This is a genomic window from Actinoplanes sp. NBC_00393, from assembly GCF_036053395.1.
In the GTDB taxonomy this organism is placed as follows: domain Bacteria; phylum Actinomycetota; class Actinomycetes; order Mycobacteriales; family Micromonosporaceae; genus Actinoplanes.
Map to the genome: position 1 here is coordinate 709735 of NZ_CP107942.1, position 20095 is coordinate 729829.

General features: G+C 71.2%; 13 protein-coding genes. 5 read left to right on the top strand and 8 right to left on the bottom strand.

Annotated elements, in window-relative coordinates; translation table 11 throughout:
• Window positions 1-28: 28 nt before the first annotated feature.
• Window positions 29-730 carry a hypothetical protein gene (locus tag OHA21_RS03150; RefSeq protein WP_328469932.1) on the top strand — a complete coding sequence of 234 codons (702 nt, stop codon included), beginning with the start codon at window positions 29-31 and terminating at the stop codon, window positions 728-730.
• 360 nt (window positions 731-1090) lie between these two features.
• Entirely contained in the window at window positions 1091-3769 is a 2679-nt protein-coding gene (gene ppdK / locus OHA21_RS03155) for a pyruvate, phosphate dikinase (RefSeq protein WP_328469933.1), read from the top strand.
• Between the two features lie 225 nt (window positions 3770-3994).
• Here ppdK and OHA21_RS03160 read toward each other — a convergent pair whose 3' ends face one another.
• Window positions 3995-8275: a hypothetical protein gene (locus OHA21_RS03160; protein WP_328469934.1), complete on the bottom strand. Its 4281-nt coding sequence runs from the start codon at window positions 8273-8275 to the stop codon at window positions 3995-3997.
• A 220-nt stretch (window positions 8276-8495) separates the two neighbouring features.
• Here OHA21_RS03160 and OHA21_RS03165 point away from each other — a divergent pair, with 220 nt between their 5' ends.
• Window positions 8496-8903, top strand: coding sequence for a VOC family protein (locus OHA21_RS03165; RefSeq protein WP_328469935.1), 408 nt, complete (start codon window positions 8496-8498; stop codon window positions 8901-8903).
• Window positions 8904-9659: 756 nt separating this feature from the next.
• Entirely contained in the window at window positions 9660-10331 is a 672-nt protein-coding gene (locus OHA21_RS03170; RefSeq protein ID WP_328469937.1) for a YceI family protein, read from the top strand.
• Window positions 10332-10699: 368 nt separating this feature from the next.
• Here OHA21_RS03170 and OHA21_RS03175 read toward each other — a convergent pair whose 3' ends face one another.
• From OHA21_RS03175 to OHA21_RS03185, 3 genes are all read right to left on the bottom strand, one after another.
• Window positions 10700-13135: a RecQ family ATP-dependent DNA helicase gene (locus OHA21_RS03175; protein ID WP_328469939.1), complete on the bottom strand. Its 2436-nt coding sequence runs from the start codon at window positions 13133-13135 to the stop codon at window positions 10700-10702.
• Between the two features lie 86 nt (window positions 13136-13221).
• Window positions 13222-15153, bottom strand: coding sequence for a SpoIIE family protein phosphatase (locus tag OHA21_RS03180; protein WP_328469941.1), 1932 nt, complete (start codon window positions 15151-15153; stop codon window positions 13222-13224).
• Between the two features lie 51 nt (window positions 15154-15204).
• The gene (locus OHA21_RS03185) at window positions 15205-15870 is read right to left on the bottom strand and encodes a GTP cyclohydrolase II (RefSeq protein WP_328469943.1); all 666 of its coding nucleotides are present in this window, start codon (window positions 15868-15870) and stop codon (window positions 15205-15207) included.
• 84 nt (window positions 15871-15954) lie between these two features.
• Between OHA21_RS03185 and OHA21_RS03190 the strand changes: the two genes are divergently transcribed.
• Window positions 15955-16662 carry a RibD family protein gene (locus OHA21_RS03190; RefSeq protein ID WP_328469945.1) on the top strand — a complete coding sequence of 236 codons (708 nt, stop codon included), beginning with the start codon at window positions 15955-15957 and terminating at the stop codon, window positions 16660-16662.
• Here the strand turns inward: OHA21_RS03190 and OHA21_RS03195 are convergent.
• The 4 genes from OHA21_RS03195 to OHA21_RS03210 are packed head-to-tail and all read right to left on the bottom strand — an operon-like array spanning window position 16638 to window position 20060.
• Window positions 16638-17726, bottom strand: a complete 1089-nt coding sequence (locus OHA21_RS03195) for a lysylphosphatidylglycerol synthase transmembrane domain-containing protein (RefSeq protein ID WP_328469946.1) — start codon at window positions 17724-17726, stop codon at window positions 16638-16640. The two genes, OHA21_RS03190 and OHA21_RS03195, sit on opposite strands and share 25 nt — an antisense overlap.
• 56 nt (window positions 17727-17782) lie before the next feature.
• Entirely contained in the window at window positions 17783-18547 is a 765-nt protein-coding gene (locus OHA21_RS03200) for a class I SAM-dependent methyltransferase (RefSeq protein WP_328469947.1), read from the bottom strand.
• On the bottom strand, window positions 18544-19665 hold the full coding sequence (locus tag OHA21_RS03205; protein ID WP_328469948.1) for a glycosyltransferase family 4 protein: 1122 nt from the start codon (window positions 19663-19665) through the stop codon (window positions 18544-18546). Before OHA21_RS03205 ends, OHA21_RS03200 begins: the two co-directional genes overlap by 4 nt.
• Window positions 19662-20060 (bottom strand): 6-pyruvoyl trahydropterin synthase family protein, encoded by a 399-nt coding sequence (locus tag OHA21_RS03210; protein ID WP_328469950.1) that lies wholly within the window; start codon window positions 20058-20060, stop codon window positions 19662-19664. Before OHA21_RS03210 ends, OHA21_RS03205 begins: the two co-directional genes overlap by 4 nt.
• Window positions 20061-20095: the final 35 nt, after the last annotated feature.

The following is a 20095-nucleotide window of genomic DNA, read 5'->3' on the forward strand; positions in this document are numbered from 1 at the left end:
TTCCGCTACGGTCTGTCAAGATGGCCGGATGGTCCTGACCGCCCCCTTCCGTCGAGCCGCCTCTGCCCTGGTGACGGCTGCCCTGGTGATGACCGCGGCGGCCGGGTGCTCGGACGAGCCGGATCCGGCGCCGGACGCCGGCCTGATCGGCGTCACCACGATGCGCGGCGCCTTCCTGCAGGCCGCCGAGATCGGCCCCACCTGGAGCGCCCCCCAGCAGAGTTCCGACCCGCAGCAGCTGCCGAGCTTCTGCGGCGGGACCGATGCGGCCCCGCAGGTGCCGCCGGGCGCCGAGGTGGTGTCGTCGAGTTTCGCCGACGAGGGCAGCAAGGGCGCCCAGACGCTGCACCAGACCGCCCTGGTCTATCCGGACGAGGACGCCGCCAAGGCTGGTCAGGCGCTGCTGCAGGCGGTGGCCGACAAGTGCCAGGCGTCGGTCTCGGTGCCGGCGACCGTCACCGCGGACCGCAACGAGCCGGCGTACACCGAGACCGTCGAGGTGCGGAAACTCGACGAGGGCGGCTGGTCCGGGTTCGTGATCGTCCGGCACAAGCTCTACGAGGCCGCGCACCCCGGCACCGCCGACACCGCGGTCGCCGTGCTGAACAGCCGCAACGTCGTGCTGGTCGACACCTACGCGCTCTACCGCCTGGACAACGCCAGCGCGTCCCCCGGCTTCGAGAACGACTGGCAGCGTCTGCTGGGCACCGTCGTGCAACGGGTGGGATAGACAGCCGGTCCAGCTTCGTCTATTGTTCGCTCTGCGCCGTTGCGAGTTCTTCCCCCGTGGAATTCGCAGCGGCGCCCTTCTTTTCCCGGCACAGTCCGCGGACCGGGACACTTTCCCCCGACCGTCCGATGGGGACTCGGCCGTCCCGGTGATGTCCGACTGTTCAGCATCTGACTTCCCCGTGTTCCGCTTCCGTGCGCGGTTCTGCGCGCAGAGAGCGTGATCTGAACAGGGACTTCCGTAGGGGTGTGGAAAACCCCACCGGACTGTTAACTATTCACCGCAGTCGTGCTTAGCCTTACGAATCCCGGGGCAGGAAACCTGTCTGCCCGCGGATTCGTAACCGGAGGTGTGTGCGGCATGAAGTTCGTCTACGACTTCCACGAGGGAAACAAGGACCTCAAAGATCTGCTGGGTGGCAAGGGCGCCAATCTCGCGGAGATGACGAACCTGGGCCTGCCTGTGCCTCCCGGCTTCACCATCACGACCGAGGCGTGCCAGCAATACCTGCGCGTCGGTTCGCACGTCGAAGGGCTGTCGGCGGAGGTCGACGAGCACCTGGCCACGCTCGAACGCGACATGGGCCGCAGGCTCGGCGACCCGGCCGACCCATTGCTCGTCTCGGTCCGATCGGGTGCGAAGTTCTCGATGCCCGGGATGATGGAGACCGTTCTCAACGTCGGCCTCAACGACGAATCCGTGGCCGGTCTCTCCCGGCAGGCCGGCGGCAACGACCGGTTCGCGTGGGATTCGTACCGGCGGCTCATCCAGATGTTCGGCAAGACCGTGTGCGACGTCCCGGGCGAGGAGTTCGAGGACGCGTTGCACAAGGCGAAGACGGCCAAGGGCGTCAAGGACGACGTGCAGCTCGACGCCGAGGACCTTCGCGGGCTCGTGAGCGCGTACAAGAAGGTGTTCGTCAAGCACACCGGCCACGAGTTCCCGCAGGACCCGCGCGAGCAGCTCGACCAGGCGATCGAGGCGGTCTTCCGGTCCTGGAACGCCGACCGGGCCGTCCTCTACCGCCGGCAGGAGCGCATCCCCACCGACCTGGGCACCGCCGTCAACGTGGTCGCCATGGTCTTCGGCAACCTCGGCTCCGACTCCGGCACCGGCGTCGCCTTCACCCGCGACCCGGCCAGCGGCGAGCAGGGCATCTACGGCGACTACCTGGCCAATGCGCAGGGCGAGGACGTGGTCGCCGGCATCCGCAACACGCTGTCCCTGACCGAGCTGGAACGCCTCGACAAGAAGTCGTACGACGAGCTCCTGCAGATCATGGCCACCCTCGAGGGCCACTACCGCGACCTGTGCGACATCGAGTTCACCATCGAGCGCGGCAAGCTGTGGATGCTGCAGACCCGCGTCGGCAAGCGCACCGCCGCGGCCGCCTTCACCATCGCGGCGCAACTGGTCGACGAAGGCGTGATCGACCTCGACGAGGCGCTCACCCGGGTCACCGGATCCCAGCTGGCCCAGCTGATGTTCCCCCGGTTCGACCTGTCCGGCGACCCGTCGTCCATCACCCGCGGTGTCGGCGCCTCGCCGGGCGCCGCCTTCGGCGAGGTGGTCTTCACCGCCGCCCGCGCCGTCGAGGTGGCCGCCGAGGGCAAGCAGGTCATCCTGGTCCGCCGGGAGACCAACCCGGACGACCTGCCCGGCATGATCGCCGCGCAGGGCATCCTGACCAGCCGTGGCGGCAAGACCTCGCACGCCGCCGTGGTGGCCCGCGGCATGGGCAAGACCTGCGTCTGCGGCGCCGACGAACTGGAGGTCGGGCCCTCCTCCTTCGCGGTCGGCAACGTGGTCGTCAACGAGGGCGACATCGTCTCCATCGACGGCACCACCGGGCGGGTCTACCTCGGTGAGGTGCCGGTCCGGCCCAGCGAGGTGGTGCAGTACTTCGAGGGCGAACTCGACCCGGCCTCGACCGACAACCCGCTGGTCCTCGCCGTGCACCGGATCATCACGCACGCCGACGAGAAGCGGGCGCTCAAGGTGCGCACCAACGCGGACACCGGCGTGGACTCGGCGCGGGCCCGGCGCTTCGGCGCCCAGGGCATCGGGCTGTGCCGCACCGAGCACATGTTCCTCGGCGACCGGCGGGAACTGGTGGAACGGCTCATTCTGGCGCGGACCGACGCGGAACGCGACGACGCCCTGTCCCGGCTGCAGCCGTTGCAGCGGGCCGACTTCCTGGAGATCTTCCGGGAGATGAACGGGCTGCCGGTCACCATCCGGCTGATCGACCCGCCGCTGCACGAGTTCCTGCCGTCCCTCGAGGAGCTCGCGGTGCGGGTCGCCGTGCAGCACGAGCACGGGCAGCACGTCGAGCACGACGAGCAGTTGCTTGCGGCGGTCCGGCGGATGCACGAGCAGAACCCGATGCTGGGCCTGCGTGGCGTACGGCTCGGCCTGGTCATCCCCGGCCTGTTCGCGATGCAGGTCCGGGCCATCGCCGAAGCCGCGGTCGCGCTGGCCGCCGAGGGCGGCACCCCGCGCCCGGAGATCATGGTCCCGCTGGTCGGCGCGGTCCAAGAGCTGGAGACGGTACGCGCGGAAGCCGAGAAGATCATCGCGTCGACGGTGGCGGACTCGGGCGTCGAAATCCTGATCGGCACGATGATCGAGGTACCGCGGGCGGCGCTCACCGCCGGCCAGATCGCCGAGGCCGCCGAGTTCTTCTCCTTCGGCACCAACGACCTCACCCAGATGGCCTGGGGCTTCTCCCGCGACGACGTCGAGGGCGCGTTCTTCTGGCGCTACCTCGAGCTGGGCATCTTCGGCATCTCCCCGTTCGAGTCCATCGACGCCGATGGTGTGGGCCGGCTCGTGAAGATCGCCGCGGAGGAGGGGCGGGCTGCCCGCCCCGGCCTGAAGCTGGGTGTTTGCGGCGAGCATGGCGGGGACCCGGACTCGGTGCACTTCTTCCATCAGGTCGGGCTGGATTATGTGTCTTGCTCGCCGTTCCGGGTGCCGATCGCCCGCCTGGAGGCCGGTCGCGCGGCAGTGCAGTCGGAGGGGTCCGACCACCGCTGAGGTCCCATTGAAGTCCGGGCGGCCCCTGTCCATCACGCGGCGGATGGGGCCGCCCGTTCCACGTCCGATTCGGTTCGCGGTCGGCCTGGCGTAGGTGGTGCCGATATTCGAGGCCGGCAGTCCGAATCGATCGGGCGACGCTGGTTCCGGCTTCCCTTTCCGGCCGGCCGGGCGCGGGCGGTGCCGGTTTTTCCATTCCCGGCCCCTGCGCGCAGTGGTGCTGGTTCAGGGGCGGCGGGGCGCGCGGGCAGTGCCGTCGATCGTTGCCGGGCGGGCGTCGTCGGCGGGGGCGCAGCAGTCGATCGCGCTGACCACCGCGGCATGCAGATCGTGGGCGATCCGGGGGCCGGCCGCGGCGAGCAGCTCGGCGGCCGCGTACTCCAGGATCGCCGCCGCGACCGGCCAACTGCGGACCGCGGCGTCGCTGAGGAACCGCAGCGCGCGGGCCGGATCGTGCCGGAACAGCAGAACGGACAGCTCCGGCAGCAGATCGTCGTGCATCGCGGGGGACATTCCGGACAGTCGCGGCAGCACATCGGCCAGCAGGGCGCGCGGGTCGCCGTACCCCGCCTCGGCCAGAATCAGCAGCGCCTCGTCGCTGCGGCCCGCGGCCGCGGAAAACACCTGGTCAGCCAGAGCGGCCACCACCGGGCCGCAGGCATTGCGGCGGACAATCTCCGCGTACGCCGGAAGCCGCTCAACATCGAGCGCCCCCGCCCGCACCGCCTCGCCGGCCCCCGCACCGGGCAGACCGGCCCGCCGGGCACGCGCGGTGGCCTGCGCATACAGCCGGTAGACCGGATCCTCCACGCGCAGCGGGGCACCACCGAGCGTCTGCTCGTTGGCCGAGACGGTAGCGGTCACCACCGCACCCAGCACCGGATCCGGCAGAGCCCCCGGCGGCTGCCGGCGCAAGCTCTCATGCACCTGGGCCGCCTCCGGATCCGGCCGGCGCCCGGCGAGACGCTGCCCGGTGTACCGGGTCGACGCATCACACCCGAACGCCAGCTGAAACACCATGCTCAACGCCGGAAGATCGGTGAGCAGCGCCGACCCGAGATCCGGCTGGTACGGCAGCACGCCGATCGCAGTCTCGAACCGAGCCCGGTAATCCGGCCGCAGAAAGGCGAGGTAGCTGCGGTCCAGGCGGCTACGCTCCTCGGCACTCCCGGCCGGCCAGGCCCCGCGCGGCATCCGCACGATCAGGTTGCGAAGCTGCCGCCAAGCGAACGCCTCACCGTCCAGATCCCGCCTCCGAATCGCAGCCGCCACCAGCGCAGCCTGCGCAACCGCCGCCTCACCGTGATCCTCGATCAGCCCCGCCAGCTCCCCGGCCACCGCCCGCTCCGTGCCGGCCGCCCGGCCCTCCCGCCGCGACCCATTGCTCTGTATAGGCTCCCCACCTCCGGCCAGCCCAGCGTTCCGAGTCGCGCTTCCGGTCGGCTCAGCGTTCCCGGCTGGCTGAGCGTCGCCTAGCTCGGCAGTCCTAGGCTCGGCGTGCTTGGCTGGCTTAGCGCTCCTGGCCAGCTCATCGCTTCGGGTTGGCTCAGCGACCTTGGCCGGTTCGGCGTTCTTGGTCGGCTCGGCGTTCTTGGTCGGCTCGGCGTCTCTGGTCAGCTCGATGATGAAGGCACGCAATGTGCGGGCCAGCGAGTGAGGGCTGCCGGCCGAAGACGGGCCCGGCGACAGGGCGCGCATCACCTCGGCCGGGCCGGTGTGGAGGCGGCGACGCAGCCGGTCGGCCCACTGCGTCTGCACATCGGCCAGGTAGGACCGGTGATCTCCGGAAGGCCGGCTGCCGGGCTGTCCAACCGTTCGTCCAGCAGCCTGCCCCGGGAACGGTTCGCGCGGGCCGGGTTCCGGATCGCGTAGCGGTTCGCAGTGGGCCGCCTGCACCAGCAGCTCGCCGAGAATCTCCTCCGCAAGCTCGGCACGGCCCTCATCGAGGTGCTGGTGGCCGAGCGCCGCCAGAAGCGCCGTCCGGTCTTCCATGCGCGGCGCGCAGCGGGCGAGAGCTGCGGCGCGCTCCGGATCCCGCCCGGCCAGATAGGCAACCAGCCCAGCCCGAACCGGCCGTCGCTGCGAATCCTTCCGCACCGAGCCATGCAGGCGCCCAGCCTCACGCCCGGCCCGGTGTCCGCCGCTGATCATGGACTCGCGTCCGGTTACGACTTCGCTGCCTGCGGCTTCGCGGTCGGCCGAGACGGTGCTGCGTTGGGCCGAGCGATCTTCTCGATCAGCTGAGGCGACGCCCCGCTGGGTTGGCACGGCACCGGCTTCGCGGCCTGGTCTGGGTGGGCTTGATTCGGCCTCGCGAGCCAGTTCGTCGATGAGTTCGGCGGCACGCTGGGGGTCGATCAGTTCCAGGACCTCGGCTATGCGCAGCCGTTCTTCCGGGCTGGATGCCTCGGTCAATCCCACCGCCAGCACCAGGCGGGCCTGCTTTCGGTGGCCCAGGGCGATCAGCGCGCGGGCGCGTTCCGGCTCGGCCCGGGCGCAGCGGGACAGCAGGGACTCGGCCAAGGAATCGTCGATGCCGGCCAGCAAGCCCGCGGCTTCGGCCAGACCGCGGGCGTCCGGGCGGTGGCCTTCGGCGTCCAGGAGGACGGCGTCGCGGCGCAGCGCCGGCAGGTAGCGGACGACGCCCGCCGGGTCCAGGCGGGCCAGCCGGGCGAGCGCCACCACCCGATCCCGGGCGTCGAGCAGTTCCAACCCGGACTGGGCGTGCAACAGCAGCAAAGCCTGGCCCGAGGAAGTGTTCCCGGCGGCAGCATCGCCTTCCGCGGCGGGCGCGGCGTTGGCCTGCGCAGCGTTGGTTTGCGCGGTGCCCTCCGCGGCGTCGGCTTGCCCGGCGTGGGTTTGCGCGGCGCTAGCCTGCGCGGCGCTGACCTGCGCATCGTTTTCCGCGGCGTTGTCTTCGGCGGCGTCCAAGCATGCGGCGGTCCGGCCGGCAGCCATCCGGGCGAAGAGAGCCGGGTCGGCGGCCGCCCGATACACCGGGTCGGGTGGGAGCTCAGGCCCGGCTCGTTCCCAGAGGGCCAGCGCGCGGGGCAGGTCGTGGCGAGCGAGGGCCACGGCTGCGTCCCGCAAAGCGGTGCTGTCGTTGAGTGCGGTCGCCTGCTCTACCAGGAGTTCCAGGTGGTCGGGGCGTTCGGCGTACCGGAGGATCTCGGTAAGGCCGGCGATCCGCCGGGCCGACGGTGGCATTGCCCAGGCGTGCCCCCATGTCTCGTCGGCGCGGCCCAGGCGGGCGGCGAGGCCGAGCACCGCGGGAGCGTACGAGGTGCCGGCGGCCCGGGCCAGCTCGGCACGGACCACGCTGAGACGGAGCACGGCCGGCAGTGCGGAGGCCAACTCCTCCTTCTCGCCGAGGATCTCCGCCAGCGCCCGGTCGACTACGCGCGCGAACCACAGGTCGTGACCGAACCGCGAGCGCACCGCCCGCCGCAACCCTGGGCAGACCAGCTGGGGCAGCCGCCGGGCCTCGCCTGCCGCGACCAGGTGATCGGCTAGGTGGACCAGCTCGTAGTCGCCGGCGGCAGACCAGTCGACCGTGGCCGGGTCGTTGTCGCCCAGGCAGGACCGGACCAGGCGGCGATGCCACTCGACCGGATCGATCGCCCGGTCCGGGTGCGCGGCGTGTGTCTCCGGCGCGGTCAGGAACTCGCCGAGCGAGCTGTGGGTCAGTGTGAACCGGCCGTCCCGCTCGCGGACCAGCGGTTCCAGGCGGCGGATCGCGGCGACGTCGATCGGGTGGCCGGCCAGCCGGGCGAGATCAGCGGGGGAGAGCGGTGCGCGGGCCACGGTGAGCAGGCCCAGCACCGATCGATCGCTGTCTGTGCAGGCAGTGAGTAGCCGGGCCTGAGCGTACGGGAAATCGTCGGGTGTGAGGGTGCTTCGCGCGTACCCCGGCGGCTTTTGAATTGGCACTTCTGCCTGGTCTCGCCGTGCCGGGCGGGGCGTGCCCGGGCGCGTGGCCAGCACGAGGCGGACGTTGCCCGGCAGCGGGGGCAGGTGGAGCAGCCAGTCGGTGAGTTCGTCGTGCGGATGGGCCGGGGGATCGACGAGTATCACGATCGTGGCGTGCGGATCCGCGGCCGTCAGCCGCGACGCCGGCGTTCGCAGGGCGAGTTCCAGGAGGGTTTCGGGGGAGAGAAGGCGGGGATCGAGGTACGGGCGACCGGCCGCGACCCCGGTCTGCGCGGTTCGGTCGAAGGGGGAGTCGCCGTGCGGATCGAACAATGCGGGCCGGCTCCGGGCCAGCTGGTGGCCGACGGTGAGCAGGAAACCGGTGGGATCGGCCTCGGCGAGCGAGGTGAGGCTGTCGGTGCGGACGAAGAAATGCAGCCAATCGGGGTGATCCCGGGCCAGGGCGGCGAGCAGGGTGGACCGGCCGGTACCCGGGTCGCCGCTGAGCAGGGTGATCGAGCAGGTGGCGACGGATCGTTCGACGGCGGCCGCCAGCCACGGCCGGTCGACGAGATCCTCGAAGCCGGTGGCCCCCATGCGCCCCCCTAGCGTTCCCGTATCACCGGTTTGTGCTGGTGGCCTGTGCTCTTGTCGGGTGCTTGCCCTGCCGCTGTGCTGCTTGTCCGTCGCGAATGCTACCGGCGTGGCGCCACTGTGGCCGGTCCCCGACCGGGTATTGGCGGGCCGAACCAGCGGATTCTGTCGGTGGGTGGGACTAGCGTGCGAAGGAGAGTCGTCCTTCGGCAAAGGAGCTGTCATGACGTCCCGGCTCAACCCCTACCTGACCTTCAACGGCAATGCGCGTGAGGCTCTGGAGTTCTACCGCTCGGTCCTTGGCGGCGAGCTGACGATCAACACCTTCGGTGATGTCGGCACGCCTGACCCGGGCATCAAGGACAAGGTCATGCACGGTCAGCTCACTGCGGCTGACGGGAACACTCTGATGGGTTCGGACTGCCCACCCGGCATGGAGTTCCAGCCGGGAAACTCGATGACCGTCAGCCTCAGCGGCGACAGTGGCGATGGCCTTCGCGAGATCTGGGAGAAGCTGGCCGAGGGCGCCACGATCGGCGTGCCCTTGGAGAAACAGATGTGGGGCGACGAGTTCGGCCAGTTGGTGGACCGTTTCGGCGTGCCTTGGATGGTCAACATCGGCCAGGCGTAGTGATGCGCTGAATGGCCTGGTGGTGTTGGCACCGCGCCGCGCTGCTCAGGATCCACCACCTTCAGGCTGACATTCCGGTCACGCTGCTTGTTGCGCTTTGTCGTGCCCCGGCCTGGGAATGTGGGCGCATCGAGGATCAGTCCGGTCCGTCGCCGAATTGAGGTGATTTCGGCTGCCATCCGCTGAGCGGTCTGCATACCGCGATCGGTTACCTGCCGGGCCGGACGATGTGGCAACGCGGTCCTGTGCTGTATGCCACTCGTGCGGCCCACTCGTGCGGCCCACTCGTGCGGCCCACTCGTGCGGCCCACTCGTGCGGCCCACTCGTGCGGCCCACTCGTGCGGCCCACTCGTGCGGCCCACTCGTGCGGCCGGAGGCAATTGTGGCGGCATTGCTTCACGCGGCTGCGTTGTATGCCGTGGTTACTCTGCGTATTTGGCGTGGCACCGGGTGGGCCGTGTCGACGTTCCGACAGGTGTTTCCAAATTATGACGCGTGCATCGCTAACGACCGTTTAGGTATCGGCGTTCGCGCTGTTCGGGACGGGTGAACGGGGCGTCTGTCGGTCGGCGTAAAAGGGATGCAATCGCCGATCATGGACATGGGGTCAACTGTGGTGGCCGACACGTATTGCATTCCTTGGGGTCACAGCGTGATCAACGGGGAGCCTAGAATCTCCGCGAATCCAGCATCAGGCGAGCCGGGGGGCTCGTGCGCCGCTGTTTGGCCGCGATGGTGCCGAGGGGGAGGACTACGTGAAGGTCGACCGGCCGGTCCGGGAGTGGAACGGCCTGATCATTCCGGATCCAGGCGTTTACACATTGGACGAAGCGCACAAACGCATTGGATTTGTGGCGCAACATATGATGGTCAGCCCGATTCGCGGTGAATTCGCCAAGGGAAGCGCGACCATGGTGGTGGCCGCGGATCCGCTGCAGTCGTCGATCAGCGCGACGATTCGCGCGGACAGCATCAACACGCACAACCCGGAGCGGGACGCGCACCTGTCCAGCCCGGACTTCCTCGACGTGGGGCGCTATCCCACGCTGGAGTACCGGAGCACCGGCATCGTCTGGGAGGCCGAGAACGACCCGATTTTCCACTGGGCCCGGCTGCGCAACAACCCGCTCGGGCGGCGGGGCACGATCGCCGACCTGCCGCCGGCGGCGACCCGGGCTTCGGGCCGGTTCGTGGTCAAGGGAGTGCTGAAGGTCAAGGATGTGACCCGGCCCATCGACATGCAGATGGAGTTCGGTGGGGCCCGCAAGGATCCGTACGAGCGGGAGATCTTCGGCTTCAGCGCAACCGCCGAACTGGACCGGGAGGACTACGGCCTGCTCTGGAACGTCATGCTGGAGAGCGGCGGCGTCCTGGTCGGCAAGAAGATCCGCATCGAAATCGCCGGCGAAGCGATCCGCGAAGGCTGACGTGCTCCGGCCCGCCGCTGCCATCCGCGCGGCGTCGTCGATGGGTTCGGGCCCGGGTTGCCAGGTAGACGGCGTGGCTCATGGGCCCGGACCCGGCCCGGCCCGGCGCAGCCAGCCAGGGCTGTGGCTGATGGTTCTGGGGCGGCGCTGCCCCCAGGCGGACAGCGTGGCTGGCGGGCGCGGGCCCGGTGCTGCCGGGCGGGCAGCGTGGCTGGCGGGCGCGGGCCCGGTGCTGCCGGGCGGGCAGCGTGGCTGGCGGGCGCGGGCCCGGTGCTGCCGGGCGGGCAGCGTGGCTGGCGGGCTTCGGCCCGGCACTGCCACGGAGACAGCGCTGGGCCGGAGCCCGCTCTAGCCCAGCGCCGCGGGGATTACTCGTCGTAGTAGTCCGGTTCGGGTGGGAAGTACTCGGGGTCGTCGGGCTCGGGCGGGAAGAATTCGGCGTCGGGCTCGGCGGTGAAGGGCCCGCGCGCGGTGGGTGCAGCTGTTGCCCCTGGCCCGGGGGACGCGCCTCGCGCGAATGGCACGCCGGGCGCGGAGGCCGCGCTGGACATGCCGGGCGCGGAGGCCGCGCTGGACATGCTGGGCGCGGGGGGCGCGCTGGACGTCCTGTGCGCGGATGTCGTGCTGGACGTGCTGGGCGCGGAGGATGCGCTGGGCATCGGGGAGCTGCTAGGTGCATAGGAAACGCTGGGTGCGCTGAGCGTTGGGGATGTGCTGGGCTCGGTGGAGGCGCCGGCGACTACCTCCAGGACCTGGGTGCCGAACTTGGTCAGCTTGCTCTGGCCGACGCCGCTTACTGTGCCCAGCTGGTCCAGCGTGGTGGGGGCGAGCGCGGCGATCGCCCGCAGCGTGGCGTCGTGGAAGATCACGTAGGCGGGGACGCCCTGTTCCTTTGCTGTTGCGCCGCGCCATGTGCGCAAGCGGTCGAACAGCGGGGCTGCGGCGGCGGGCAGGTCGGCGGGGGCGGCTGCGCGCGCGGATGTGGACTGGCGGGAGGATGTGCGGCTGGGGCGGGGTGGGGCGGTCTCGCGGCGCATCATCAGTTTGCGTTCACCGCGCAGGACCTCGGCGCTGCGTTCGGTCAGGGCGATCGTGCTGTACTCGCCCTCTACCGCCAGGAAGCCGCCGGCCAGCAGCTGCCGGACCACGCCGCGCCACTCGGACTCGCGTAGGTCGGCGCCGATGCCGAAGACCTTGAGCTCGTCGTGGCGGAAGCGGCTCACCTTGTCGGTGCGCTTGCCGAGCAGGATGTCGATCGACTGGCCGGCGCCGAATTTCTGGCCGCGTTCCTTCTGCAGACGGAAGACCGTGGAGAGCAGTTTCTGCGCGGGCACGGTGCCGTCCCAGGACTCCGGCGGGTTCAGGCAGGTGTCGCAATTCCCGCAGCCGGCGCCGTCAGAGGAAGCACCGGAGGGAGAGGCGCCAACAGGGGACGCGCCGGAGGGGAAAGCACCGGAGGGAGAGGCGCCATCAGCGGACGCGCCGGAGGGGAAAGCACCGGAGGGAGAGGCGCCAACAGGGGACGCGCCGGAGGGGAAAGCGCCCGAGGGAGAGGCGGCGGCAACGGAGGCGTCGGAGGGGGAAGCGCTGGAGAGGGGAACGCTGGAGGCCGAGGCGCTGGCAAGGGCAGCGCCGGAAGAGGGGTCGAAGGCCTGGCCGAAGTAGGCGAGCAACTGCGCACGCCGGCAGGTGACGCTCTCGCACAGGGCCAGCATCGCGTCCAGGTGCTGGGCGGCGTTGCGGCGGAACGAAAGGTCGCCCTCCGAGCTGTCGATCATCTTGCGTTGCTGGACCACGTCCTGCAACCCGTACGCCAACCAGGCGGTGGATGGCAGCCCGTCCCGCCCGGCACGCCCGGTCTCCTGGTAGTAGCCCTCCACCGACTTGGGTAGATCGAGGTGGGCGACGAAGCGCACATCCGGCTTGTCGATGCCCATCCCGAACGCGATGGTGGCCACCATGACCAGCCCGTCCTCCCGCAGGAACCGGGACTGGTGCAGCGCACGCGTCCGAGCGTCCAGCCCGGCGTGATAGGGCAGGGCAGGAATCCCGTTCTCCGTCAGGAACGTGGCGTGCTTCTCCACCGACGCCCGCGACAAGCAATAGACAATTCCGGAATGTCCGGAATGTTCTGCGCGGAGCAACTCGAGCAGCTGACGGGAAGGCGAGCTCTTGGGGACGATCCGGTACTGAATGTTGGGCCGGTCGAAACTGGCCGTGAAATGCCGAGCATCCGTCAACTGAAGCCGGGTAGCGATCTCCGCCTGGGTGGCCGGCGTCGCCGTGGCGGTCAGCGCGATCCGCGGCACATCAGGCCACCGCTCGTGCAGCATCGACAGCCCGAGGTAGTCAGGCCGGAAGTCGTGCCCCCACTGCGCCACACAGTGCGCCTCATCAATGGCGAACAGCGAGATCTTCCCCCGGTCCAGCAGCCGCTGCACACCCGCGGTCCCCAGGCCTTCCGGAGCCACATACAGCAGGTCCAGCCCGCCGGCGACGAACTCCGCCTCGACGACGCGGCGCTCCTCGAAGTCCTGCGTCGAATTCAGGAAGTTGGCCCGCACGCCCAGGGTGCGCAACGCATCCACCTGGTCCTGCATGAGCGCGATCAGCGGCGAGATCACCACCCCCGTCCCGGGCCGGACCAGGGCGGGGATCTGGTAGCAGAGCGATTTGCCGCCGCCGGTTGGCATCAGCACCAGGGCGTCACCGCCGGCGATCACGTGCTCGACGATGTCGCCCTGCTGCCCGCGGAAGGTCGGGTAGCCGAAGACCCGGTTGAGGGCCTCGGTGGCGCTGGACACGGAGAGCGGGTCAGCCGACGAAGTCACCCCGCGATAGTAGAGAGCCCCACCGACATCCGGCTTCCAGCCTGTGGATAACTCGACAACTATGGAGTGACCCCGGGCAGGCCGACGAGGTCGAGGATCTGCCGGGCCGGACTGCCGGGTGCGGCCTGCAGGGTCAGAGCGGTCCGGCCGTCGGTGTGGCTCTCCGCGATCAGGTGCAGGGCGGACACCCCGGCGCTGGCCAGATGGGTCACCCCGGAGAGGTCCACGGTCATCGCCACGGTCCCGCCCCGGCTGCGGCGCAGCAGCTCCTGGCGGACCTGGGCGGCGGAGGCGGCGTCCATCGGCCCCTCCAGCCGGACCCGGGCCTCGTCGCCCCCGGGCAGCTCGGTGATTTCCAGGGTGCCGGCCGCGGGGCGGATCATCGGGGTGTCGTCGAGGCGGCTGAGCAGCCGCGCCGGCCGGGTGAGCTGGTGCCGCAGCGTCGCCACGGTGCCGGTCGCGCCCGGGCTCACCCGCAGGCTCTGCACCAGCTGGGCGGTGAGCGCCAGTCCTCGCCCGCGGGTGGGTTGCCGCTCCGGCGTACGCCAGCCGCCGTGGTCGGTCACCGTCGCCTCGACCGTGCCGGACGGGGTGAGCTTCGCGCGTACCTCGATGATGTCCTTGCCGAAGTTGCCGCCGAAGGCGTGCTCGATCGCGTTGGTGGCCAGCTCGCCCACCGCGTGCTGCAGCACGAAGACGTCGTGCTCGGCCGCGCCCACCAGGCCCAGCCAGGCACCCAGCTCCGCGCGGGCGCCGCGCAGCGCGGCCGGCTCGGCCGCCAGATCAAGAACAAGTTCCGGAGCGATCGGTACGCGCTGAGCCGCCAGAAGCGTGATGTCGTCCGCCTGCCCTCCGGTGCGGACCAGCAGCTCCACGGCCTGCGTGCAGACCCGCTCGACGGCCGTCGCGTTCGGATCGTGCAGCGCGCGCCCGGCCGCCGCGGCCGCCGCCACCTGGGCCAGCTCGGTCGCGCTGCCGGTCGCGCCGTCGATGCTGACGGCCGGCCGCTCCAGGATCCCGTCGCTGTAGAGCAGCAGCAGATCCCCGGTTTCCAGCCGCCCGGTCCGCACCGGGAAGTGCCCGCCGGTGCCGAGCGGGACGCCACCGCTGCCCGGCAGGTAGCGGGCCCGGCCGTCGGCGGCGACGAGCAGCGGCGCCGGGTGCCCGGCCGTGCAGTACGCGAACTCGCCCGTCCCCGGATCGAGCAGGACCAGGCAGACTGTCGCCGCGTGCGCGGCACGCACCCGTCCCGCCAGCCGGTCCGCGGCCGCCAGGGCCTGCCCGATGTCCGCACCCGCGTCGAGCCGTTCCTGCAGCACCGCGCGCAGCTGGCCCATCACTCCGGAGGCGGTGACGCCGTGCCCGACCACGTCCCCGACGACCAGCCCGACCCGGCCGTCCGGCCCGGACACCGCGTCGAACCAGTCCCCACCGGCGGCGGTGTCCGTCTCGGCCAGCAGGTAGCTCGCCGCCACCTGCAGGCCGGGCAGCACCGGCAGCCCGGACGGCAGCAGTTCCCGCTGCAGCGCCGTGATCACGTCGCGGCTCTGCTCGTAGCGGCGGCGCAGCCGGTCGGCCTCCGCCTCGGCGGCCTGCCGGGTGCGGGCAAGTTCGGTCACGTCGAAGCCGGCGCCGATCACCCCACGCCGGTTACCGGCGGCGTCGAGCCACGGCACGATGGTGAAGGTCGCGAACATCTCCAGCACCGACCCGTCGGGCTGCTGCAGGTGGGCCCGCCACTGCCGCCCGGTGATCGGCTCCCCGGTCCGGTACACCTCGTAGTAGGCGTCGACCCACTGCTGGCCGGCCAGGTCGCTGAGCACGTCGCGGATCGGCCGGCCGATGATCTCCCGGCCGGGCAGCACCGCACGGGTCGCGGCGTTGGCGGCGACCATCAGAAGATCCGGTCCCTCGCACACCGCGACGATGAACGGCAGCTGATCAACCGCGGACACCATCGCGTCCAGCTCGTCCGCTCCTGGAAGGTCCACGCCCGTCACCATCTCATCGTGGTGGGACAGGGCGCCAGACGGAACCCGAGGTCACTCGGCCAGGGGCAGGTCGATCGTGTGCGCGGTGTGCGTCGCCTTGACGCTCAGGTAGCGCACGTTCGCGGCGGACAGGTGCACCCCGGTCGGGATCCGCTGGGTGACGTCGATGCCCAGACCGGTCAGCTGGACGGCCTTGTCGGGGTTGTTGCTGAGCAGCCGGACCCGGTCGACACCGAGCGCGAGCAGCATCTGCGCGGCCGCGGTGTAGTCGCGTTCGTCCTCGCCGCGGCCCAGCGCCACGTTCGCCTCGTAGGTGTCCAGACCGTCGTCCTGCAGCGCGTACGCGTCCAGCTTGGCGTAGAGACCGATGCCCCGGCCCTCCTGGCGCAGGTAGAGCAGGAATCCGCCCTGGTCGGCGATCCGCTCGACCGCCTCGCGCAGCTGCGGACCGCAGTCGCAGCGCTGACTGCCGAAGACGTCCCCGGTGAGGCACTCGCTGTGCGGGCGGACCAGTGGCGCCCGGCCGCCGGCCGCCGACTTGGTCAGGGCCCGTTGCCAGTCGCCGAGGCCGAGCGCGAGGTGCTCCTTGCCGTCGGCAAGCCCGTCGAAGGTCATCACCCGCGCGGTCGTGGCGTAGCCGTCCGGGAAGCGCAGCGGCACGGTGACCTGCCGCCGGATCGTCGCCTTGGTCGCCGTACCGGCCTGGGCCTGGAACATCGGTCCTCCTCGTTGGTTCCCGTCTCGCTCACCGATGATCTGCCCGGAGATCCGTTGCCGCATTCCGGGGACTATCGTGGGGCGGTGGCTGAGCGTCCTTACATCTTGCTGAGCTGTGGGATGTCGATCGACGGATATCTCGACGACGCCAGTGCGGAACGGCTGCTCCTCTCCAACGACGCCGATTTCGACCGGGTCGACGCTGTCCGGGCCGGATGCGACGCGATTCTGGTCGGGGCGAGCACCATCCGCCAGGACAATCCGCGACTGCTGGTGCGCTCCCCGTCCCGCCGGGCCGCCCGGATCGCGCGGGGTGCGGATCCGGACCCGGTGAAGGTCACCGTAACCAGCAGCTGCCACCTCGATCCACAGGCGTCGTTCTTCACGGCGGGGGACGCGGCGAAACTGGTCTACTGCGCGACGCCGGCCGTCGGCGACGCCGAGAAGCTGCTCGGCGAGCGGGCTGTCGTGGTGGACGGTGGCGACCCGGTGGACGTCCGCACGGTCGCGGGCGACCTGGCCCGGCGCGGGGTGCGCCGGCTGATGGTCGAGGGCGGCGGCCGGATGCACACCCAGTTCCTCACCGCCGGCCTGGCCGACGAGCTGCAACTGGTGGTGGCGCCGTTCTTCGTGGGCGACGCGCGGGCGCCGCGGTTCGTCCACGAGGGAGATTTCCCGTGGGGCCCCGGCAACCGGGCCACCCTCGCGGAGGTGCGGCAGATCGGTGACGTGGTGTTGCTGCGGTACGCCCTCTCCGACCGGTTCGATCAAGCCGCGACACCACCGGAGTAGGCGGGCCGGCGCACCACCGTGGTCCGGCGGACCAGCGGGATCGGCGCGGGCACGTGCAGCGGCTGAGCTGCCATGACCGGCGCCGGCGACACCGGGGCCACCACTGTGAGGCGCGGCGTGGAGACGGGCTTGGCGCGCAGCCGCGCCACGACCCGGACCAGCACGATCGCCGCGCCGGGAGCCGCGGCCACGAACGCGAGGATCCCGTAGGCCACCGCGATCGTCAGGCCCTGCGCCGCGCTCAGGCCGGCCGCGCCGAAGGCCCACGCCATCACACCCTCGCGCGGCCCCCAGCCACCCACGTTGATCGGCAGGCCCATCGCCAGCAGCGCGAGCAGCAGCAGCGGCGCCAGCTGGAGCAGCGAGGCGGCGCTGCCGGCGGCGCGGGCGGCGATCAGGAAGGTGGCGAGGTGCCCGGCGAGCACCGCGGCCGAGGCGATCAGCACGCCGGGCCCGCTCTGCCGGGAGAACAGGCCGGAACGGATCTCGGCGAGACCGGTGCGGGCCGCGCCGGCCGCCCGGGAACGCCCGCGCCGCAGGCGGCGCAGCACCAGCAGGACCAGGCCGCCGGCCACCGCGACAGTCAGGGCGGTCACGGCGATGCCGGCGCCGTTCGACTGGATCAGGGTCAACACCGGCGACGGTACGGTGAGCAGCACGATCGCCCCGACCGCCAGCAGGACGAGCTGTCCCGCGGTGCGCTCCAGGAACACTGCCCGGACACCGCGGCCCAGGTCGCCCTCGTCACGGCCGTGCCGCACCGCGCGCCCGACGTCACCCAGGATCCCGCCCGGCAGCGCCGCGTTGAGGAACAGCGCCTGGTAGTAATCGGCGATCGCGTCCCGCAGCGGAAGGCGCATACCCATGCCGCGGGCCACCAGGCACCAGCGCCACGCACTGAGGACGGTGGTGGCGGCGCCGATCCCCAGTGCCGTGACGAGCGCGCCCGCGTCGAGCACGCGCAGCCCGTCCACGAACGCGCCGGTGCCCAGCCGCCACAGCAGCAGAGCCAGGATGGCGGCGCCGCCCAGCAGGCGCAGCCAAGCCCAGATCGATCGCTTCACGTTCCCGTCCCCTCATCGCTTTCAGGGACTAGTACGCCCGATCGGCCGGGCACGGTTCACCTGAAGATCGCTAAAAGATCCTGATGTCCCACGGAAGCGGTCGGCACGGCCGCGGACCGGCGGGTCAGATAGCCGCCCAGGGCCAGGTCAGGACGCTGATCACCGGCCGCGGCGACCCAGCCCTGCAGCCACTGGTCGGTCAGCGTGGACAGCGCCGGGCCGAGCCGCCACGGGCTGGGCCGGGTCAGCACCCGGGCGCCGGCCCGCTCGAACGCGGCCGCGGTGAACCCTGCCGCGTCCGGCCCGAGCAGCCGCCGGCCGTCGACCTCGCGCCGCTGGTGCTCGTTGAACGCGTCCTGGACGGTCTGGTCGAGCGGGTCCTCGGGGGAGAGTTTGACCTCGCCGGTGACTGAGAGCGTGAAGAGGGCGGTGACCCGGGTCTCGGCGCAGACCGCCACCAGGTTCTCCACCTCCTCGGCGGTGAGCAGGTCGAGCAGGGCGGAACAGGTGACGAGGTCGGTGCCGTCCAGGTCGGCGGCGGTCAGTTCGGTGACGTCCCGCAGGTGGGTGCTGACGGTCGCCTCGGCGGGCATCCCGTCGGCGGCGAGCTTGAGCAGCGCGGGGTCGCGGTCCGTCATGATCCAGTGCTGGGGTGCGGGCAGCTGCGGGGCGAGCCAGCGGCCCAGCGAACCGGTTCCGCAGCCGAGGTCGCGGATCACGCGTACCGGGCCGGGCAGCTCGGCCACCAGGTCGGCGGCGCGGGCCGCGGCGTCCGCGGGCTCGCGCAGGGTGAGCCAGTCGGGGCTGAATTCTCCGGTCACAACTTCTCTCCTTGCAGGATGTCGGCCAGGCGGCGAGCGGTCTCGTCCCAGCCGGTCAGGGTGGCGCGGCGGGCCCGGGCGCGTGCGCGCCAGCGGTCCCGCAGGTCGGAGTCGGTGAGCCAGGCACGCAGGGCGGCAGCGAGGGCATCCGGGTCACCGGCCGGCAGCAGCCGCCCGGGCACGGCGCCGCGGGAGAGACCGCCGGTGGTCGCGGAAATGCCGGGCCCAGCGCTGCCGGGTTCGGTGCTGCCGGGCACGGTGCCGAGGGCCTCAGAGACGCCACCGACGTTGCTGGCCACCACCGGCAGGCCACGGGCGAGGGCTTCGGTGACCACCATTCCGTACGTCTCCGCGCGCGACGGCAGCACGAAGAGATCGGCGTTCGCGTAGGCGTCGTCGAGGGCGGGGCCGACCAGCGGGCCGGTGAAGCGCACCCGTTCGCCGTCGTGGTCGGGTACCGGGCCGCCGCCGGCGATGGTGCAGGTCCAGTCCAGGTCGCCGAGCTGCGTCAACGCGGCCAGCAGCACGTCCTGGCCCTTGCGCGGCGTCAACGAGGCCACGTTGAGCAGCCGGGTGCCGCCGGGGGAGGGTTCGGCCAGGGGCGCGGGGTCGACCCCGGGCGCCGCGATGTGCACATCCGGCAATTCGTATATGTCGGAAATGTGGCGGGCGGCGAGAGCGCTGGTGGCGATCACTGTGGTGGCCAGGTGCAGGGATCCTCGCTCCAGGGCGCTCAACTCGGCGGCCTCGGCGGCGGACAACCCGGTCTCGTCGCCGAGCGGCAGGTGGACCAGGATCGCCAGGCGCAGTCGGCCCGCGTGCGGCTCGAGGACGTCCGGGACTCCGCCGGCGACCAGCCCGTCGAGCAGAACGGTCGAACCGTCCGGCACCCCGGCGAGAAAGCCGGCCAGATCCTCCCGGCCGGATGCTGCGGGACGGGGCCAGGTTCCGGGGACGAGCTTTTCGCGTACCTCGAAGGGGGTTGCCGAAGGCCCGGCTGTGCCGGGCGCAAGGTGGGGAACGGCCAGGCGCCGCAGGACCTCGCGGTCGTAGCGGTTGCCCCCGCTCGGTGCCGCCGGGTCGTCGATCGAACCCGGCAGCACCGCATGCAAAATCACAGGGTGCGCTCGTAGGCGGCCCAGGCGATGTGGGACTCGTGCAGTTTCACCTCGATGCCGGTCAGGCCGCTCGCGCCCGGGCCGAACTCGCCGGCCTTGATCCGCACGGCCAGCCGGTCGGCGATCACCTTGGCGAGGAACTCGGTGGACGTGTTGACGCCGGAGAACTCCGGGTCGTCGTCGAGGTTGCGGTAGCTGAGCCCGGAGCAGATGGTCTTGAGCTGCTCGCTCGCCCGGCCGATGTCGACCACGATGTTGTCGTCGTCCAGGTCGGGGCGGCGGAAGGTGGCGTCGACCACGAAGGTGGCGCCGTGCAGCCGCTGCGCCGGTCCGAAGACCTCACCGGAGAAACTGTGGGCGATCATGATGTGGTCGCGGACGGTGACGCTGAACAAGGCTCATCTCCTCGGGTCGGTACGTGCGGTTATTA

Coding starts and splice junctions, on each gene's coding strand:
- OHA21_RS03160 (WP_328469934.1), bottom strand. CDS start 8,275: ATGGGGGCCACCGGCTTCGAGGATCTCGTCGACCGGCCGTGGCTGGCG.
- ppdK (WP_328469933.1), top strand. CDS start 1,091: ATGAAGTTCGTCTACGACTTCCACGAGGGAAACAAGGACCTCAAAGAT.
- OHA21_RS03165 (WP_328469935.1), top strand. CDS start 8,496: ATGACGTCCCGGCTCAACCCCTACCTGACCTTCAACGGCAATGCGCGT.
- OHA21_RS03185 (WP_328469943.1), bottom strand. CDS start 15,870: ATGTTCCAGGCCCAGGCCGGTACGGCGACCAAGGCGACGATCCGGCGG.
- OHA21_RS03150 (WP_328469932.1), top strand. CDS start 29: ATGGTCCTGACCGCCCCCTTCCGTCGAGCCGCCTCTGCCCTGGTGACG.